This window comes from Anoxybacillus sp. J5B_2022 (genome assembly GCF_026847645.1).
Taxonomy (GTDB): domain Bacteria; phylum Bacillota; class Bacilli; order Bacillales; family Anoxybacillaceae; genus Anoxybacteroides.
The window spans coordinates 15,322-30,756 of the sequence record NZ_JAPSMC010000011.1; the positions used below are offsets into that span (position 1 = coordinate 15,322).

Here is a 15,435-nt window from a genome sequence, read left to right on the forward strand (position 1 = left end):
GATGAATGCAGCGACGAGAGAACAGGAAGAATATGTAGAAGGGTTAATTCAACAGTTTTATAGCCATGTGTTTCCCTGTTATTTTGATGACGAACAAATTCGTGAGTTTGAACAGTTAAACGTTCTTTCCGTATCGTTAGACCGTTATAATGGCACGATGAGAGAAGCGTTTCAAATGATTTCTTCGTTACAATCGTTATTAACGATCATCGAGTGTATAGAAGCAAATGGGCTGAACGAAGAATACCGCCATCTGTTTGAGCGGAATGTCCGCCTCTTAGAACAGTATGGCATTGCTTTTCCGTTTACGATTGATCAATTCCGCGAGAAACGTCCGTTTATTTTCAGCATGTACTCACCGCCGGCGACTGATTGGATCATGTAAAAAGGGCTCTGAATGTGAGCCCTTTTTGCATACTTAAATCGTTACTGGCAGTCGCCTCATCTTTTCTTAATGGACTCAAACCAGTCACGGAAGACATTTTCTTCGTGATAGCCGTCAATCCGTTTGATTTCTTTTCCTTTCTCAAAATGGACGATCGTCGGGGTTCCGTCGATATGATAAGTGTCCCAGCCGTCTTCAAACTCAAGCAAGTTGAACAGTTTTAAATCAATGCCCATTTTTTTCGCCATTGGAACGACAATCGGTGTTGTTTTATGGCAGTGAGGGCAAGTAGGACTGTAAAAATATACTGTTACCGTTTCATGATTTGCCAGCTTTTTCGCCAGTTCATCCGGCAAAATGATATTTTGATAGTTAGGGTCATCTAGTTGGGCGACGGTCGCCGGATTCAGTTCCACCTTTTTATACGGATTGTTTTGCGCTTTTTCTTTTTGCTGGTAAGATGTGATCCATGAAATGGTGATAAATAAAGCAATGATGACGGTGCCAAAAATAAGAATTTTTTTCAATGTACTTTCCCTTCTTTCCACGTCCGAATCATGAGCATGCTTAATACGCTAATGATGATAAAGGATGTCAGCGCCAAAAACGGAATGGTAATAAACCCGAGCCAGTTAATGTAATCGCCTGTGCACGGAATGCGGCCGCATACGATCGCATGGTCTTGGAAAAACGGAACTTTTTGAATCAAATAATGATACAGTGAAATCGTTCCACCGATGACCGATAGCGCCAAACTATAGCGGGCGATGCCATACTCTTTGCGGATTGCCGCCAATCCTAAAAGAATGACTTGCGGGTACATAAAGATGCGCTGGAACCAGCAAAGATCGCACGGGATAAACTTCATCACTTCGGAAAAATAGAGGCTTCCGAGTGTGGCGATCAACGAAACGCCCCATGCAGCGATCAGCCAATTTTCTAACATGTTTTCTTTCCGATGCATACGAAATTCTCCCCACCTTTTCTATAAAATTCATTATAGTTGAGGCGAAGGGAGTTGTAAAATTTGTAGTCATTGGCGGCAATTTGTAGTAAAATTATAAATGTGAAATCGTTTTCATACATAAAGATAGGAGTGAGGGCATGGAACGCAAGTGGTGGAAAGAAGCGGTGGTGTACCAAATTTATCCGCGCAGCTTTAAAGATTCTAATGGTGACGGAATCGGCGATCTTCGCGGCATTATTTCGAAGCTTGACTATTTAAAAGAACTTGGCGTGGATGTTGTATGGTTGTCGCCTGTGTATCAGTCGCCCAACGATGACAACGGGTATGACATTAGCGACTACCGCGGCATTATGGACGAGTTTGGTACGATGGCTGATTGGGAAGAAATGATCGCAGAAATGCATAACCGCGGCATTAAGCTAGTGATGGATTTAGTCGTCAACCACACATCAGACGAACACCCATGGTTTATTGAATCGCGAAAATCAAAAGACAACCCGTATCGCGATTACTATATTTGGCGCCCTGGAAAAGAGGGGAGAGAGCCAAATAACTGGGAGTCCCATTTTAGCGGCTCGGCATGGGAGTACGATGAAGCGACAGGTGAATATTATTTGCATCTATTTTCGAAAAAGCAGCCGGATTTAAACTGGGAGAATCCGAACGTGCGCCGTGAAGTGTACGATATGATGAAATTTTGGCTTGATAAAGGTGTCGACGGGTTCCGAATGGATGTTATTAACATGATTTCAAAAGTGCCGGGATTGCCAGACGGAGAAGTACAAACAGGGAAAAAGTACGCGTGGGGCGGCCGATATTTTATGAATGGACCACGCGTCCATGAATTTTTGCAAGAAATGAATCGGGAAGTGTTATCGAAGTACGACGTGATGACCGTTGGCGAAACGCCGGGCGTGACACCGGCAGAAGGGATTTTATACACCGATCCTGAGCGCCATGAACTAAATATGGTATTTCAATTTGAACATGTCGACCTTGATTCAGGACCAGGTGGAAAATGGGATATTCGGCCATGGACGCTAGCCGATTTGAAAAAGACGATGACCAAATGGCAAAAAGAGTTAGAAGGGAAAGGATGGAACAGCCTTTATTTAAACAACCATGACCAGCCGCGAGCGGTATCGCGTTTTGGCGATGACGGAACGTATCGCGTCGAGTCGGCAAAAATGCTTGGAACATTTTTGCATATGATGCAAGGAACGCCGTACATTTATCAAGGGGAAGAACTGGGGATGACCAATGTTCGTTTCCCGTCGGTTGACGATTATCGTGATATTGAAACGCTTAATATGTATAACGAACGGATCGTGGAAAATGGCGAAGACCCAAAAACGATTATGGAAAAAATTTATTATAAAGGTCGCGATAACGCTCGTACTCCGATGCAATGGGACGATAGCGAACATGCAGGATTTACAACGGGAACGCCGTGGATTCAAGTGAACCCGAATTATAAAGAAATAAACGCTAAAGTGGCGATGGAAGATCCCAACTCTGTTTTCCATTATTATAAAAAGCTCATTCAACTTCGCAAACAACACGATATTATTGTGTACGGTACGTACGATTTAATTTTAGAAGACGATCCATTGATTTACGCGTATACGCGTACGCTTGGTAAAGAAAAGCTCGTTGTCATCACAAATTTTTCGAGTGAAACGCCGATTTTCCGGCTGCCGGAACACATTACATATTCGGCAAAACAATTGCTCATTAGCAACTACGATGTCGACGAGAAAGAAGATCTCTACGAAATTCGCTTACGGCCGTGGGAAGCGCGTGTATACAAATTGCAATAAACGTTCATCGGGCGATTTCAGCGAGAAGTCGTCCGTTTTTATTTTTTCCACTGGCAATTCGAACAATGCAAACATTATTTTCTACCTATATGTCCGCAAAAAGCGGTGAAACTAATCGGTGAAAGGAGAGGATTACATTGAACAATAACACTGTTGAAAGCATTATGACAACGAACGTGGCAACAGTTTCTCCGAACCAAACCGTTCAAGAAGCTGCGCAATTAATGAGCCAAAAAAATATTGGCGCTCTTCCTGTCGTCGAAAACGGTCAAGTGAAAGGAATGATTACGGACCGTGACATTACGCTTCGGACGACGGCACAAGGGAAAAATGCTTCCATTCCGGTTTCGCAAGTAATGTCGATTAACGTTGTCACAGGAACGCCGAATATGAGCGTTCAAGAAGCGGCCAACGTGATGGCGCAACATCAAATTCGCCGCTTGCCGATCGTCGAAAATAACCAGCTGCGCGGGATTGTCGCTTTAGGTGATATCGCGACGAATCATGCGTATGACGAAGCGGCAGAACAGGCGTTAACGAACATTTCCGAACCGTCTCAGCCGCAAGCGTAACTGTAAGAGGATGCTACATTGATCAATGTGGCATCCTTTTTTTGTAACTAGACGAATATTTGCTTTTTTTTACGAAAGGAATATCGTATCATAATGACGAATACAACAATAAGGGAACGATGATTTGGAGGGATTTGGCTTGGGTTGGAGAGACAAGTATGAACAGTGGATGGCTTACGAGCATTTAGATGAAGAGTTAAGAGCGGTGCTGGAACAACGAAGCAGCGACGAAAAATGGCTCGAAGATTGTTTTTATAAAAATTTAGAATTTGGCACAGGAGGCATGCGCGGAGAGATCGGACCGGGAACGAACCGGATGAACGTCTATACGGTGCGTAAAGCCTCTGAAGGATTGGCACGATACATAGAGTCATTTGGCACAGACGCGAAACAACGTGGGGTGGTCATCGCTTACGATTCACGCCATAAATCGCCGGAGTTTGCGATGGAAGCAGCAAAAACGCTGGCGACTCACGGAATTCGAACATATGTGTTTGACGAATTGCGCCCGACGCCAGAGCTTTCGTTTGCGGTCCGTTATTTAAAGGCGTTTTCTGGGATCGTCATCACCGCGAGCCATAATCCGCCGGAATATAACGGTTATAAAGTATATGGAGAAGACGGCGGGCAACTTCCTCCGGAGAGTGCGGATGAAGTAATCCGCTATGTAAATGAAGTAGAAAATGAACTAACGATTGCGGTGGAAGACGAAGCGGTGCTAAAGGAAAAAGGGCTGATTCAAATGATCGGCGAAGCTGTCGACCGAGCGTATATAGAAAAGCTCAAAACGCTTTCGCTTAATCGAGAGCTTTCGCAACAAGTAGATGTAAAGGTTGTGTTTACCCCGCTTCACGGTACGGCTAATAAGCTAGTGCGCCGCGCTTTAGAAGCGCTCGGTTATCAAAACGTAGTTGTTGTGAAAGAGCAAGAGCTGCCGGATCCGAATTTTTCTACCGTAAAATCGCCAAATCCAGAAGAACACGCAGCATTTGAACGGGCGATTCACGTCGGAAAAGAAATCGATGCCGATTTGTTAATCGCTACCGATCCGGATGCCGACCGGCTAGGGATTGCGGTTAAAAACGAAGCGGGCGAATATGTCGTCTTAACAGGCAATCAGACAGGCGGCTTATTGCTCCATTATATTTTGTCACAAAAGCAGAAACAAGGAACGCTTCCGGAGAACGGCGTCGTATTGAAAACGATCGTTACGTCCGAATTCGGGCGTGATATTGCGTCCTCGTTTGGGTTAACGACGGTTGATACGTTAACAGGGTTTAAATTTATCGGCGAAAAAATAAAAGAGTATGAACAAACAGGGCAATATGCGTTTCAATTCGGCTATGAAGAAAGCTACGGCTATTTAATTGGCGACTTTGCCCGCGACAAAGATGCGATTCAAGCGGCCGTCCTAGCGGTGGAAGTATGCGCTTTTTATAAAAAGAAAGGGATGTCGTTGTACGAAGGACTAATGCAGCTGTTTGAACAATACGGCTATTATCGCGAGGGGCTACAATCGTTAACGCTAAAAGGAAAAGAAGGAGCGGAACAAATTCAAGGGCTACTTGCTTCTTTCCGTGAACAGCCGCCGACAGAAATGGCAGGAAAGAAAATTGTGGCGATTGAGGATTATCAAACGAGCGAACGCATCGATATGACAAAAGGAGAAAAAACGGTGATTACGCTTCCGAAGTCGAACGTATTAAAGTATTTGCTCGAAGACGGCTCATGGTTTTGCTTGCGCCCTTCTGGAACAGAGCCGAAAGCGAAAGTGTATTTTGGTGTGAAAGGTCGTTCGTTATCGGACAGCGAACAACTGCTTGAGAAATTATCGCAAAGTGTGATGAAACGGGTGCATGATTACTTAAACATGCCGGCGAAACAGGTGTAGAAAGTGAAAGGAAGGGAACCCCTTCCTTTTTTGTTAATAATAAGCGTGTTGTTCTATTGCTTCGTTGTGCGCGTTTGTTTCTAAAGCGTGATCGATATAGCGCAAAAGGGCGGTTAGTCGTTTTTGGATGACGGAGTAGTCATGTTCAAAATTATAGGCGTGGAGAAAATGCTCGATTTTTTTCGAAAGCAAGTCATCTTTCGTGCGAACCATTAAAATAAGCAAGTTGTCCCATTCAGATCGATGCGTGTAGTATAGCGCTTTATCGTAATCGATTGTATTCATGTGCCTGCCTCCTTCATTGAGGAGCTATCGTTAGTTTGTGGTGCGTTATTTGTTTTTTGCGTTGTAAATGTTGCGCGATGAGCCAAAAAATAAATTATAAATGAAAATAAAACAAATGTGTAAATGAAAATGTTGCGATTTTGTGACAAAAGTATTATCTTTAAAGAAAGGAGATGATAGCGATGAAAGAACGGAATGAAGGAAAAGCAATTACACAAATGTGTAAAATGATTGCGTCTGTCGGATTAATTGTTGGATTTTCGTTATTTTTGCTAAGTTTTATCGCAAACGCTTACAATTCAGATTTTTTCTTAACAATTGTTAGTTTAGGAATTATGGGTGCGTCGATGTTTATGTTCGGATTTGGCACGTTTATGGGGATTCTAACAGAAACGTATCCAAAAAATGAGCTACCTTCTTAAATAAGTGAGCACCGTTTTTAGGCGAAAACGGTGCTCACTTTGCTCACTTATGAGGGAGGTGCTTTTTTGTTCGTGAATAAAAAAAGATACCGATGATTGCAACGATGATAAGTAACGGGATGAGATAGATGCTGTAATGCTCGGCATAGTACCTGACTATTTTCCAATCTCTCCCTAATGTCATTCCTAATGTAATAAACGTAAAGACCCAAAAGAAGGCACCAGTATAGGCAAATGTCGCAAATTTTTTGAAGCGATATTCGTTAATCCCTGCAAGGAAGGCAGAAACGTGGCGGATGCCTGGGATAAAGTAGCCGATAAACAAGACGAACGGTCCCATTTTCGTAAAAAGCGTTTTCGTTTGCTCGATTCTTTTTTCGGTAATATGCACTTTCGGACCGAATTTATGCAAAAAAGGAAGCCCTAATCGGATGCCTAAATAATAGCTGATCGTAATGCCTAACAGCGCTCCGGCAAAGCTGCATGTCAGTGCAAGCGAGTAAGACATCGTGCCGGTTGAAACGTTATATCCGACGTAAGTCAGCAATACTTCGTCAGGCACAGGAAGGCCAATGATTCCCCCAGCGAGGGCGATTATAATGCCGATGTAGCCGAATTGCTCGATAAAATGATGCAAATGCTGTTCCATTGAATCACCGCACTTTACTATTCGTCGCTATTTATTATAAACCACTAAGCGCGACAAAGGAAGCAGTGCTATAAAAAACCCGCTCCGATGGACGGAAAGCGGGGGAATGAATATTATTTTTCTTCTTTGCCTAATTGTTCGAACGACTTTGCTTTTTCATGCGGCGGGTTTTTCGCTTGTTTGCGCACCGTCCATTGCCGCTCTTTTTGCCGTTTTGATTGTGTCAAGGCGATCATCTCCCTTCTTAGCATGTTATTTTAGGTTCTTTGCTATGCGTATATTTAAGCGGGTAATAACGAATATTATAACTGTTATCACGCAAAAGGAGGCTATGCTCATGAACGCAAAACGCGCACAAGAAATTGCTGCTTCACCGGTGATGGCAAATGTCACGTACAACGGAGAACGCATATACATTGAACAAGTGGATGAGCAAAACGGCACCGCTTTAATTCATCCGTTACACGCGCCAAATAACAAACAACGCGTATCCGTTTCGAGCTTACAGGAGCATTAAACTGCGAGAACACCACGCTTTTGTGGTGTTTTATCCTTTTTGCGTATCAAATCCCCCTCTTGTTCATACATTGAGGTAAAGGGGGGATGTGAATGAAACAGGATGAGTTGAAGGCGTTGGAGCGGGCGATTGCGGAAATTACGGAAATTGCGGAAGGGTTTGGACTGGATTTTTATCCGATGCGCTATGAAATTTGTCCGGCGGATATCATTTATACATTCGGGGCGTACGGAATGCCAACACGCTTTTCCCATTGGAGTTTCGGCAAACAGTTTTATAAAATGAAGCTTCATTACGATTTAGGACTTAGTAAAATTTATGAATTAGTTATTAATTCCGACCCGTGCTACGCTTTTTTGTTGGATTCCAATTCGCTGATTCAAAATAAGCTGATTGTCGCCCACGTATTGGCCCATAGCGACTTTTTCAAAAACAATATTCGCTTCAGCAACACGAAACGCGACATGGTTGAAAGCATGGCGGCAACAGCGGAACGGATTAAACAGTATGAGCATCAATATGGAAAATTGGAAGTAGAGAAATTTTTAGATGCAGTCTTGGCGATTCAAGAACATATTGACCCGTCGCTTTTGCGGCCGAAGCTATCGTGGACACTTGAGGATACAGAAGTATATGAAGAAGAAGAGCAAGTGAAGCCGAGCCCGTATGACGATTTATGGTCGCTTGACAAAAAGAACAAGACGGCACTGCCTCCGCGCAAAAAACGGCGGAAATTCCCGCCGCAGCCGGAAAAAGATGTGCTGTTGTTCATTGAAGAATACAGCCGTGAACTCGAAGACTGGCAGCGTGACATTATGACGATGATGCGTGAAGAGATGCTTTATTTTTGGCCGCAGCTGGAAACAAAAATCATGAACGAAGGATGGGCTTCGTATTGGCATCAGCGCATTTTGCGAGAGATGGATTTAACGAGCGATGAGGCGATTGAGTTTGCAAAGTTGAATGCAGGGGTAGTGCAACCATCGCGCACGAGCATTAATCCATATTATTTAGGGTTGAAAATTTTTGAGGACATTGAAGAGCGGTGGAACAACCCGACGGAAGAAATGAAGCGAAGAGGGGTGAAGCCGGGTTCGGGAAGAGAGAAAATTTTCGAAGTGCGTGAGCTTGATTCCGATATTTCGTTTCTTCGCAATTATTTAACGAAAGAGCTTGTCATGCGCGAAGATATGTATTTGTTCCAAAAGCAAGGGAAAGATTATAAAATTGTCGATAAAAATTGGGAAAACGTTCGTGATCAGTTAGTGAGCATGCGCGTCAACGGCGGATTCCCGTATATTACTGTCAATGACGGCGATTATATGAGAAATGGCGAGCTTTATTTAAAACATTGGTACGAAGGCATTGAACTTGATATTAAATATTTAGAAAAAGTGCTGCCGTACATTTACCATCTATGGGGCCGTACGGTGCATATGGAAACGATGGTGGAAAATAAACCGGTGTTGTTTACGTATGACGGAAAAACGGTGCATCGGAAGTATATATAAAAAAGGGCGCCCCTTTATGCAAGGGCACCCTTTTTTCTTTTTATCCAAGCACTTTTTTGTTATTGACTGGAGCAACGACAATGCCGGTCGTTTCTTCAAAGTCATACAAGCCGGTAGGAAGATCGGTGAAGCGCTCTAATTCGTTGTAGGCCGGAATACCGTGATAAGCCATGTCCAATCCTTCTTCTTCCTCGCGTTCTGTTGCGCGGAATCCAACCGTTTTTTCGCAAACTTTAGCCATAAACACCCCGCCGAGCAATCCCCAAACGATCACAACGGCCGCACCTAATAGCTGAACAGCAAAAAGGGAAGCATGGCCGGTTGTCAAAAGGCCTTGTGTCGTATCAAACAACCCGACAGCAATCGTACCGAACACGCCATTGAAACCGTGCACCGCTACCGCACCAACCGGATCGTCCACCTTGACCGAATCGACGAGCAGCGTCGCATAAATGACGATGATTCCGCTGATCGCCCCAATGACAATTGCGCTCCATTGGGAAACGAACGCGCATCCGGCTGTGATGGCGACAAGACCCGACAACACGCCGTTAATCGTCATACTTGGGTCTGCTTTCCCGTATTTTTTCATCGTTAGAAACAACGCTGTCGTGCCCCCGCTGGCGCCTGCCAACATCGTATTCAAAGCGATCGAAGCAAGCGACGCATTCGAAGCGTCCAACGTGCTTCCCGCATTAAACGCAAACCAGCCGAACCATAAAATAAACGCACCTGCTGAAGCTAGCGGAATGTTACTTGGGGCAAAGACGTTGACGCTGCCGTCAGAATTGAACCGACCTTTGCGAGGACCTAACAGCTTTGCCATGGCGAAAGCGGCGAATCCTCCTACCGCATGAATCGCGGCTGATCCAGCGAAATCTTTCATGCCTAACTTTGCTAACCAGCCGTCGCTGTTCCAAATCCAATGGCCAGACAACGGATAAACGATCATGGAAACAAGCGCTGCTGTGACGACATACGCTTTAAAATTCATGCGCTCCGCTACGGCGCCAGAAATGATCGAGATGCATGCGACCGCAAAACCGATTTGAAAAAGGACAAACGCGGCGCTAGGCAGCTTGAGCGAAAGCGAAATATTTTCAGGCGCTCCGAACAAATTCGTGCCGATAAGTCCAAACGCATCTTTTCCGAACATAATGCCAAAGCCAACGAGCCAAAACGCGAGCGCTCCGATCGTTAAGTCGACAAAAATTTTCATCGTCACGTTGACGGCGTTTTTTGTCCGGACTAACCCTGCTTCCAATAAACTGAATCCGCCTTCCATAAACAACACCATCGCCGCTGCGAGAACGACCCAGATGGTATTCACATACGTCATCATGAACGTCCCTCCTGTTGGTTTGCTAAATCGTCAATATCATAATCAAGCGTTCCTGTGCGAATGTTGTAAGCCTCTAAAATCGGATAAACAAAAACTTTTCCATCGCCTTCTTCACCTGTTTGCGCGGCAGTGACGATCGTTTGAATCGTCCGTTCCACCATATAGTCAGAAAGAACAATCTCTAGCTTGACTTTCGGATGGAGTGTTACTTTATAGTTTTTACCGCGATATACTCCTTGCGTATCTTTCTGCTTTCCTCTTCCGACGACTTGCGATACTGTAAAACCAGTCACGCCGATTTGCTTTAGCCCTTTAATTGTCTCCGTTAATTTTTCTGGCCGGATAATCGCCTCGATTTTTTTCATTTATCATCCACCCGCTTGTTTGTTAGATTTTCTAACATCATATGTTAAACATTACAACGATCAAAAATATTTTGTCAATAGGGGAAGGAGATAAATTTTTGCCGGTGAAAAATGTTATGATGAAAATAGAAGCGAGTATTGCCAAACAGGAGGTTAAAGCAATGGAGAAACAAACGCGGATAATGACGGAAGATTCAAAGTATATTCAGCAGCATCTGGCTAACGAGCGGACGTATTTGGCATGGATCCGAACCGCGATTGCGATCACAGGGATCGGGTTTTTAATCATCAACTTACATATTAAATCTTCGTTCCGTTCGCTGCCGAATATCGCGGTGCAGGGAATTGGAGCGTTATCAGTATTGGCGGGGATCAGTACGATTATTTTTTCAACGATCAGCTATTTCCAAAAGGCCAAACAAATTAATGAACAAACATTCCGCACATCAAGACCGCTCATTTTATTTTTATCTATTTTGATGCTGCTAGTCCTTTCGATGTTCGGCGTGTATTTTTTTGCTGTCCTTTTGTAAGGGCAGCTTTTTTAGACATAAAACCGACAAAAAATCGTCACGCTTTTGCCATTGCTTGTTTTCTCTGTTTTCGATACTGTTTAAAGTGCAAATATTTATATGAAAAATATCACAAAATATGAGTGGCGAGTGAGGAGAGATTGTTGTTTTAGAACTATATACAGGGGTAATGATAGAAAGGAGAAAGGTAATGTGGAAAACGCACGAAAAACGGTTAGTGGTGCTTAGTTTTGTCGTCGCTTCGATTATGTTGCTGTCGATGATAGGAAGATTGTTTTCGTGAAGGAGGAGTTTGGATGTTCACCTATGATCCGGTGTTGTTTAGCCGAATATTGACAGAGTTGACACTTACGTTTCACATTATTTACGCAACGATCGGCGTTGGCGTCCCGCTCATGATTGCGATTGCGCAATGGGTAGGAATTCGAAAAAAGGATGAGCATTACATTTTATTGGCGAGACGATGGACGCGTGGGTTTGTCATTACGGTAGCAGTCGGGGTGGTTACAGGTACAGCGATCGGGCTACAACTTTCGCTATTATGGCCAAATTTTATGAATTTGGCGGGGCAAGTGATTAGCCTTCCGTTATTTATGGAAACGTTCGCGTTCTTTTTCGAGGCGATTTTTTTAGGGATTTATTTATATACGTGGGATCGTTTTAACGACCAGAAAAAGCACTTTTTATTGTTGATTCCGGTGGCGATCGGTTCATCGGCCTCCGCGCTCTTTATTACGATCGTCAACGCGTTCATGAATACGCCGCAAGGATTTGAACTGAAAAACGGTGTGATTACGAATATTCAGCCGCTTGTCGCGATGTTTACGCCAGCGATGCCGACAAAAGTGGCACACGTATTAACGACAGCGTACATGACATCAGCGTTTGTATTAGCGTCGATTGCGGCGTACCATCTTTTCAAAGGGAATCGCCATCCGTACCATAAAAAAGCACTTCATTTGACGATGAAAGCGGCGCTTATTTTCTCGCTTGCTACGATTGTCGTTGGGGATTTATCAGGAAAGTTTTTGGCGAAATACCAGCCGGAAAAACTAGCGGCTGCCGAATGGCATTTTGAAACGAGCACGTATGCCCCCCTCGTCTTGTTCGGGACGTTAGATGACAACAAGGAAGTGAAAAACGCCATTAAAATCCCGTACGCCCTTAGCATTTTGGCATATAATCGGCCGGGAGCAGAAGTAACAGGATTAAATGACATTCCGAAAGAGGAGCAGCCACCGCTATATATTCACTATTTGTTTAATTTGATGGTGCTCATTGGTATTTGGTTAACGGTCATTGCTGCTTTGTATTGGGCAGGCATGAAAAAAGGGTTAGCGTTTACGATGAAAAAATCGTTTTTGATGCAGTTAGTGTTGTCAGGTCCGCTTGCGATGCTTGCGATTGAAATTGGTTGGTATTTTACAGAAGTGGGAAGACAGCCTTGGATTTTACGCGGGTATATGAAAACGGCGGAAGCGGCGACGAAGTCTGCCCATGTCGATACGTTGCTTGTTGTTTTCTCGCTTCTTTATGTCGTGCTGGGGATTGCTAGTGTAGTCGTGTTAACGAAAATGTTTCGCAACAATCCGGTGGAGCGAGAGCTTGAAGAACGTGCGCTGAATCAAGGAGGGGTGTCCTCATGACGTTAGAAATAGTGGGGATTTCTGTATTATGGCTGTTTTTATTCGGCTATATTATTGTTGCATCGATCGATTTTGGCGCTGGTTTTTTTAGTGCATATAGTGAAATAGCAAACAAAAAGCATGTTATTCATCAAGTGATTCAACGGTATTTGTCGCCAGTGTGGGAAGTGACAAACGTATTTCTCGTTTTTTTCTTCGTCGGCATGGTCGGTTTTTTTCCAAAAACAGCCTATTACTACGGAACGATTTTATTAGTTCCGGCGAGCATTTCCATCATTTTGCTGGCGATTCGTGGTTCGTATTATGCTTTTAGTACGTACGGCATAAAAGACAATAAAGCGTATATGTTCCTATATGGAATGACCGGTGTGTTTATTCCGGCATCGCTTTCGATTGTGCTCACGATTTCAGAAGGTGGATTTGTGCGGATGGATGGTGGAGAGCCGGCGTTATTATATAAGCAGTTATTCGTTAGCCCGTTCACATGGAGCGTTGTTTTGTTAAGTTTGACGAGCGTGTTATATATTTCGGCGAACTTTTTAACGTATTATGCGAATGCCGCCGGGGATGACCGAGCGCGCGACTTGTTGCGAAAATACGCGCTTGTTTGGAGCGGGCCGACCATTTTATCCGCGCTTGTCATTATTTATCAACTAAAACATCATAATGCGGAACATTATACCAAAATGATGGATGTATCATGGATGTTTGTTGTTTCGTTCCTCTTTTTCGTCTTATCGCTTTACTTGCTTATAAAAAAACGTTATTTTGGTTGGTCGTTTATTAGTTTAGTGTTACAATATGCGTTTGCGTTTTACGCATACGGTATTTCGCATTATCCGTATTTGCTTTATCCGTACTTGACGATTTATGACAGCTTTACGAATCGCACGATGGCTGTTGCTCTTGTCATTGCGTTTATCGCTGGATTGTTCTTGCTCGTTCCGTCGTTGTTTTTGTTATTGAAGTTATTTTTATTTGATAAAAAATATGTCAAAGGACAAGTGTAAGGGAGGGATTTCGCTATGCAAACGTTTTTAATCATGTATGCACCACTTCTTGTTGTTGCTTTATCAATCGTTGCCGCTTTTTGGGCAGGGCTAAAAGACGAGCAAGTAGAATAAGGTTATTCTCTCACCGCCTTTATATTGGGCGGTGAATTTTTTTGCATAAACCATTATGTATGTAGTAGAATACATACATAGGTATATAGCGATGATGGAATAAAGTAGTTGAAAAGGTGTAAAACAGCTAGCGTTAGAAATATGTGATGAAAGGCGAGGGATATAAATGGCAGGACATCGATTTAATCCAGAAAAAGCGGGAAAGCTGTTAGACCCAAAGCGGAAGGAACTGATTTCTCCTCAGCAAGTTCTTTCTTTATTACAAATGGATCAGCGTGATATCGTTGCTGATTTAGGTGCAGGTAATGGTTATTTCACTGTACCATTGGCCAAAACGACAAAAGAAGTTGTCTATGCAATCGACGTGCAACCTGAAATGCTTGAACTGTTGAAGGGACATGCGGAAAAAGAAAAGGTTGCAAATATTGAATATATCGTTAGTGATGTGACAGAAACCCCTCTTCCTTCTCATTTCATTGATAAAGGAATAATGGCGTTTGTTTTTCACGAAATTGCGGAGTGGGACGCGGCGTTTGATGAAATAAAGCGAATCATGAAGCCAAATGGAAAATTTCTTTTGATTGACTGGGAAACTGTCGAAAGCGAGATGGGGCCACCGCTACATGAACATTCCATCCGAGGAGTTGCTTGCGTATGCGAAAACAAAACATATAGACATGCAACTTATTCATTTTCATCCAGCGGTGTATGGATTATTGTTGACGCATTTATAAATGTGAATAAGGATGGTTAGCGATAACGATGGCCGTTCTTATTTTTGTTTGAAGGGGATGTAAAAGATGGCTTTTTTAAAACTTGGGATAAAAGAGGTTCATCACCACAACATGTACTTGACAAGCGGGGGATTTTCTTGAGCCGCCGTGTACGAAAAATCTGATTTACTGATTTTTCCTTATAAGTACAGAGAAGGCGTGTTCTGAAATAGTCAAGTACAACTTTCGGTGAAGAGCCCTTTAAGTGATAAAATCGGGAGAAAATGGATGATCACATACGGAATGTGGTTGCAAGCATTGGCGATTTGGTTCATTCTCATTGTTAACCATTTTTTTTATGGGTTGTCGGAGCAGTCTTTTTAGGACTAGGAACAGCTATGGTGTATCCGACATTACAAGCAGCTATCGGTGATGTTGCTGCCCCACACTGGCGCGCTTCTGCCATGGGAGTATATCGGTTTTGGCGAGATAGTGGATACGCAATAGGGGCGCTTATAGCTGGAATGGTTGCCGATGTACTAGGGGTCACATGGGCAATGGGGTTAGTTGCTCTACTACCGTTTAGCGCGGGAATGAGGGTGTATGCTCGAATGGATGAAACGATCGAGAAAATAGTCTAAACATATAAAACAATGTTGGTATGCGGAACTTTTTTAGATGCTATCTTCTTTC

Annotated in this window: 18 protein-coding genes and 2 pseudogenes; 13 read left to right on the top strand and 7 right to left on the bottom strand. The window is 43.5% G+C overall.

Annotation, left to right across the window (positions count from 1 at the left end):
• The first annotated feature begins 1 nt into the window (after position 1).
• Positions 2-385: a DUF5365 family protein gene (locus M4I42_RS04880; protein ID WP_328284588.1), complete on the top strand. Its 384-nt coding sequence runs from the start codon at positions 2-4 to the stop codon at positions 383-385.
• 56 nt (positions 386-441) lie between these two features.
• Here M4I42_RS04880 and M4I42_RS04885 read toward each other — a convergent pair whose 3' ends face one another.
• Together M4I42_RS04885 and M4I42_RS04890 are read right to left on the bottom strand one after the other, a co-directional pair.
• A complete protein-coding gene (locus M4I42_RS04885) occupies positions 442-912 on the bottom strand; it encodes a thioredoxin family protein (RefSeq protein ID WP_268851121.1) in 471 nt (156 codons plus the stop codon).
• A complete protein-coding gene (locus tag M4I42_RS04890) occupies positions 909-1,349 on the bottom strand; it encodes a disulfide formation protein C (protein WP_268851122.1) in 441 nt (146 codons plus the stop codon). Before M4I42_RS04890 ends, M4I42_RS04885 begins: the two co-directional genes overlap by 4 nt.
• Before the next feature lie 140 nt (positions 1,350-1,489).
• Here M4I42_RS04890 and M4I42_RS04895 point away from each other — a divergent pair, with 140 nt between their 5' ends.
• From M4I42_RS04895 to M4I42_RS04905, 3 genes are all read left to right on the top strand, one after another.
• Positions 1,490-3,172 carry a glycoside hydrolase family 13 protein gene (locus tag M4I42_RS04895; protein ID WP_268851123.1) on the top strand — a complete coding sequence of 561 codons (1,683 nt, stop codon included), beginning with the start codon at positions 1,490-1,492 and terminating at the stop codon, positions 3,170-3,172.
• Between the two features lie 164 nt (positions 3,173-3,336).
• Entirely contained in the window at positions 3,337-3,744 is a 408-nt protein-coding gene (locus tag M4I42_RS04900) for a CBS domain-containing protein (RefSeq protein WP_268851175.1), read from the top strand.
• A gap of 139 nt (positions 3,745-3,883) precedes the next feature.
• Positions 3,884-5,635, top strand: coding sequence for a phospho-sugar mutase (locus M4I42_RS04905; RefSeq protein WP_268851124.1), 1,752 nt, complete (start codon positions 3,884-3,886; stop codon positions 5,633-5,635).
• A 33-nt stretch (positions 5,636-5,668) separates the two neighbouring features.
• Here M4I42_RS04905 and M4I42_RS04910 read toward each other — a convergent pair whose 3' ends face one another.
• Positions 5,669-5,920 (bottom strand): YhdB family protein, encoded by a 252-nt coding sequence (locus M4I42_RS04910; protein ID WP_268851125.1) that lies wholly within the window; start codon positions 5,918-5,920, stop codon positions 5,669-5,671.
• Positions 5,921-6,102: 182 nt separating this feature from the next.
• On the opposite strand from M4I42_RS04910, the gene M4I42_RS04915 reads away from it, so the two are divergent.
• On the top strand, positions 6,103-6,342 hold the full coding sequence (locus tag M4I42_RS04915) for an MFS transporter (RefSeq protein ID WP_268851126.1): 240 nt from the start codon (positions 6,103-6,105) through the stop codon (positions 6,340-6,342).
• A 43-nt stretch (positions 6,343-6,385) separates the two neighbouring features.
• Here the strand turns inward: M4I42_RS04915 and M4I42_RS04920 are convergent, their stop codons facing one another.
• Entirely contained in the window at positions 6,386-6,991 is a 606-nt protein-coding gene (locus tag M4I42_RS04920) for a DedA family protein (protein ID WP_268851127.1), read from the bottom strand.
• A gap of 113 nt (positions 6,992-7,104) precedes the next feature.
• Positions 7,105-7,218, bottom strand: a complete 114-nt coding sequence (locus M4I42_RS04925; protein WP_268851128.1) for a DUF6254 family protein — start codon at positions 7,216-7,218, stop codon at positions 7,105-7,107.
• A gap of 110 nt (positions 7,219-7,328) precedes the next feature.
• Between M4I42_RS04925 and M4I42_RS04930 the strand changes: the two genes are divergently transcribed.
• Positions 7,329-7,508 carry a small acid-soluble spore protein H gene (locus M4I42_RS04930; protein WP_268851129.1) on the top strand — a complete coding sequence of 60 codons (180 nt, stop codon included), beginning with the start codon at positions 7,329-7,331 and terminating at the stop codon, positions 7,506-7,508.
• Between the two features lie 92 nt (positions 7,509-7,600).
• Positions 7,601-9,019 (top strand): SpoVR family protein, encoded by a 1,419-nt coding sequence (locus M4I42_RS04935; protein ID WP_268851130.1) that lies wholly within the window; start codon positions 7,601-7,603, stop codon positions 9,017-9,019.
• A gap of 40 nt (positions 9,020-9,059) precedes the next feature.
• On the opposite strand, the gene M4I42_RS04940 is transcribed toward M4I42_RS04935, so the two are convergent.
• Entirely contained in the window at positions 9,060-10,361 is a 1,302-nt protein-coding gene (locus tag M4I42_RS04940; RefSeq protein ID WP_268851131.1) for an ammonium transporter, read from the bottom strand.
• Positions 10,358-10,726 carry a P-II family nitrogen regulator gene (locus M4I42_RS04945; protein ID WP_268851132.1) on the bottom strand — a complete coding sequence of 123 codons (369 nt, stop codon included), beginning with the start codon at positions 10,724-10,726 and terminating at the stop codon, positions 10,358-10,360. The genes M4I42_RS04940 and M4I42_RS04945 overlap by 4 nt, the downstream gene beginning before the upstream one ends.
• A gap of 161 nt (positions 10,727-10,887) precedes the next feature.
• Here M4I42_RS04945 and M4I42_RS04950 point away from each other — a divergent pair, with 161 nt between their 5' ends.
• The 6 genes and pseudogenes from M4I42_RS04950 to M4I42_RS04970 all read left to right on the top strand — a co-directional run.
• Positions 10,888-11,259 carry a YidH family protein gene (locus M4I42_RS04950; protein ID WP_268851133.1) on the top strand — a complete coding sequence of 124 codons (372 nt, stop codon included), beginning with the start codon at positions 10,888-10,890 and terminating at the stop codon, positions 11,257-11,259.
• A 296-nt stretch (positions 11,260-11,555) separates the two neighbouring features.
• Complete coding sequence (locus tag M4I42_RS04955) at positions 11,556-12,905, top strand: cytochrome ubiquinol oxidase subunit I (RefSeq protein ID WP_268851134.1); 1,350 nt, start codon at positions 11,556-11,558, stop codon at positions 12,903-12,905.
• The gene (locus M4I42_RS04960) at positions 12,902-13,915 is read left to right on the top strand and encodes a cytochrome d ubiquinol oxidase subunit II (RefSeq protein WP_268851135.1); all 1,014 of its coding nucleotides are present in this window, start codon (positions 12,902-12,904) and stop codon (positions 13,913-13,915) included. Before M4I42_RS04955 ends, M4I42_RS04960 begins: the two co-directional genes overlap by 4 nt.
• 15 nt (positions 13,916-13,930) lie before the next feature.
• Positions 13,931-14,029 carry a cytochrome bd oxidase small subunit CydS gene (gene cydS, locus M4I42_RS17145; protein ID WP_442864073.1) on the top strand — a complete coding sequence of 33 codons (99 nt, stop codon included), beginning with the start codon at positions 13,931-13,933 and terminating at the stop codon, positions 14,027-14,029.
• Between the two features lie 166 nt (positions 14,030-14,195).
• Positions 14,196-14,763, top strand: a pseudogene (locus M4I42_RS04965) (class I SAM-dependent methyltransferase).
• A gap of 240 nt (positions 14,764-15,003) precedes the next feature.
• A pseudogene (locus M4I42_RS04970) lies at positions 15,004-15,383 on the top strand (MFS transporter); the annotation flags it as partial.
• Positions 15,384-15,435: the final 52 nt, after the last annotated feature.